We start from the raw sequence: 2,784 nt of genomic DNA on the forward strand, positions 1-2,784 counted from the left end.
CGCGCCGCCTGCGCGGCGGCCTGCTGCGCGCAGGCCGGGTCGGACTCCTGCGCGGGCGCGGCGGCGGCGAACCACAGCAACGGGAGGGCGGCGAGCAGCCGGCGCGCGAGGGCGAGGGTGGAAGGCGTCATGGCTGCGACTGTAGCCAAGCTGCGCGAGAATCCGCCACACCATGCGCAGCCTGTTTCACCTCGCCTTCCACGTCACCGACCTCGATGCCGCGCGCCGCTTCTACGGCGGCGTGCTCGGCTGCCGCGAGGGCCGCAGCACCGACACCTGGGTCGACTTCGACTTCTTCGGCCACCAGCTGTCGCTGCACCTGGGCGAGCCGTTCGCGACCACCGACACCGGCCGCGTCGGTGCCCACCTGGTGCCGATGCCGCACCTGGGCGTGGTGCTGGAGCTGCCCGACTGGCAGGCGCTGGCGCAGCGGCTGCAGGCCGCCGGCACGTCATTCGTGCTGCCGCCGGGCGTGCGCTTCGAGAACCAGCCCGGCGAGCAGTGGACGATGTTCTTCCGCGACCCGTCGGGCAACCCGATCGAGGTCAAGGGGTTCCGGTCGCTGGACACCGTCTACGACCAGTGAGTCCCGGATGGGCGCTCAACCGACGACACGGCGCCACCGCGCCAGGGTGTCCGGATCCGGCAGGTCGTTCCCCAGCGCATCGATCGCGCGGCTGAACCACGGCCCCGCCTCTGGCCCGCGGCCGAGTGCGGCGAGGTTCTCACCCAGCTCGGCATAGACCCAGCCGTCCACCTCGCCCGCGGCAGCCCACTCCCGCTCCAGCCGTTGCTGCAGGACCAGTGCCTCGGCGTGGCGCCTCATCGCGCGCAGCGTCCACGCCACCATCCACTGCGCAATCCGCACCTGCGCGGGGCGACCGTCACGCTCGCGCGCCGCGAGCGCCTGCCGGAAGCTCGCCAGCGCCTCGTCGAAACGGCCGGCGCCGTGCAGGCTCATCCCGATGTTGTTGGCCAGCGAACCTTCCCAGGCGCGGGCGTTGGCTTCGTCCGATGCCAGTGCGACGGCCAGTGCGCGGTCGTTCCAGGCCAGCTGGTCAGCCGTGTCCGGCTCGACGAGCGCGAGCATGTGCATCGCGTCCACCAACAGCTCATCGAGCCGCGCGGCGCGTGCACTATCGACCGCCTGCGCGAACAGCGGCCTCGCCTGCTGGCGCTCGCCGGCTGAGCGCAGCGTGCGGCCGCGTTCCAGCAGGTGGCGCACCCGCGGTTCGGCGCCCGCCACGTCCAGCGCCTGCAGCATTGCATCGAGTTCGGCATGGGCCTCGGTGAACTGCCGCCGCAGGCTGTGCGTGCGCGCGATCTGCGTTCGCAGCGACAGCGCGTCGTCACCTTGCGCATCGGCGAGCAGGCGGCGGAACAGCGCCTCCGAGGCCGCCGGGTCGTCGAAATCCCAGAGCGAGCGGATGTCCATCGCGTCAGTTCCCCAGATCAGTCCGCCGCGTCGGACGTGCCGCCACCCTGCCGCACCTGCTGGTCGATCGCACCGAACAGCGAATGCCCGTCGAGCCCCTTCATCTCGATGCGGATCGTGTCGCCGAACTGCATGAACTCCGTCTGCGGCTCGCCCGATTCGATGGTCTCGATCGCGCGCTTCTCGGCGATGCAGCTGTAGCCGCGCGACCAGTCCTTGTTGCTGACCGTGCCGCTGCCGACGATGCTGCCGGCGCGCACGTTGCGCGTCTTGCAGATGTGGGCGATCAGCTGGCCGAAGTGGAAGGTCATTTCCTCGCCGGCATCGCACAGCCCGACCTTCTTGCCGTTCCAGGTGCTCTGCAGCGGCAGGTGCACGCGCCCGCCCTTCCAGGCGCCGCCCAGCTCGTCGGGCGTCACCGCGACCGGGCTGAACGCGGTCGCCGGCTTGCTCTGGAAGAAGCCGAAGCCCTTGGCCAGCTCGGCCGGGATCAGGTGGCGCAGCGACACGTCGTTGGCCAGCATCAGCAGCCGGATGCCCTCCAGCGCCTGCTCCGGCGGGGTGCCCATCGGCACGTCGCCGGTGACGACCGCGACCTCGGCCTCGAAGTCGATGCCCATCTTCTCGCTCGGCACGACGATGTCGTCGCAGGCGCCGATGAAGTCGTCGCTGCCGCCCTGGTACATCAGCGGGTCGGTGTAGAAGCTCTCCGGCACCTCGGCGTTGCGCGCCTTGCGCACCAGCTCGACGTGGTTGATGAAGGCCGAGCCGTCGGCCCACTGGTAGGCGCGCGGCAGCGGCGCGGCGCACTGCTTCGGCTCGAACGGGAAGGCATGGCGCGCCTTGCCGTGGTTCAGCGTCACGTAAAGATCCTCGAGCTGCGGCGACAGGAAGTTCCAGTCGTCCAGCACCTGCTGCAGGCGCGTGGCGATGCCGGTGGCGTAGTGGGCGGTGCTCAGGTCGCGCGAGACGACGACCAGCTGGCCGTCGCGCGAGCCGTCCTTGTAGGTGGCGAGTTTCATCGGGTGTCCGTAGGATGCGGTTTGCCGTATTGTCGATGCCTGAACGATCCCCATCTGCCTCCCATCCCCCCAACTTGACTGCCCGTCGCCCGTCCCTTTGCGAATCCTGCCCCCCCTCACCGCCCTGTCTCTCGTGCTGCTGATGCACGCCGCCGCCTGGCAGGGCGTTGCGGGCGGCGCGTCGGCCCGGCGCTCCGACCTGGTGGTGTCGGCGATGCAGGTTCGCTCGGTCGAGGCGGCTGCGGTGGCCGCCGTGGTCACCCCGCCGCCGGCCCCGGCCCCCCTGCGCCGGGACGCCTCGGTGCGAACCGAGCCCAAGCCTCGCCC

At 71.0% G+C, this 2,784-nt stretch carries 4 protein-coding genes; 2 read left to right on the plus strand and 2 right to left on the minus strand.

Features of this window, described 5'->3' with window-relative positions:
• The first annotated feature begins 172 nt into the window (after window positions 1-172).
• Window positions 173-586 (plus strand): VOC family protein, encoded by a 414-nt coding sequence (locus tag AC1D01_RS28680; RefSeq protein ID WP_477872469.1) that lies wholly within the window; start codon window positions 173-175, stop codon window positions 584-586.
• 15 nt (window positions 587-601) lie between these two features.
• Here AC1D01_RS28680 and AC1D01_RS28685 read toward each other — a convergent pair whose 3' ends face one another.
• Together AC1D01_RS28685 and AC1D01_RS28690 are read right to left on the minus strand one after the other, a co-directional pair.
• Window positions 602-1,435 carry a tetratricopeptide repeat protein gene (locus AC1D01_RS28685; protein ID WP_477872471.1) on the minus strand — a complete coding sequence of 278 codons (834 nt, stop codon included), beginning with the start codon at window positions 1,433-1,435 and terminating at the stop codon, window positions 602-604.
• 17 nt (window positions 1,436-1,452) lie between these two features.
• The gene (locus tag AC1D01_RS28690; RefSeq protein WP_477872473.1) at window positions 1,453-2,457 is read right to left on the minus strand and encodes a fumarylacetoacetate hydrolase family protein; all 1,005 of its coding nucleotides are present in this window, start codon (window positions 2,455-2,457) and stop codon (window positions 1,453-1,455) included.
• A 133-nt stretch (window positions 2,458-2,590) separates the two neighbouring features.
• Between AC1D01_RS28690 and AC1D01_RS28695 the strand changes: the two genes are divergently transcribed.
• A partial coding sequence (locus AC1D01_RS28695; RefSeq protein WP_477872475.1) for a hypothetical protein occupies window positions 2,591-2,784 on the plus strand: 194 nt, incomplete at its 3' end.

The sequence above is a fragment of the Rhizobacter sp. P3_B12 genome, from assembly GCF_056402895.1.

What these genes read in the sequence shown, in the direction of transcription:
- AC1D01_RS28680 (WP_477872469.1), top strand. Translation starts at nt 173, where the DNA reads ATGCGCAGCCTGTTTCACCTCGCCTTCCACGTCACCGACCTCGATGCC.
- AC1D01_RS28685 (WP_477872471.1), bottom strand. Translation starts at nt 1,435, where the DNA reads ATGGACATCCGCTCGCTCTGGGATTTCGACGACCCGGCGGCCTCGGAG.
- AC1D01_RS28690 (WP_477872473.1), bottom strand. Translation starts at nt 2,457, where the DNA reads ATGAAACTCGCCACCTACAAGGACGGCTCGCGCGACGGCCAGCTGGTC.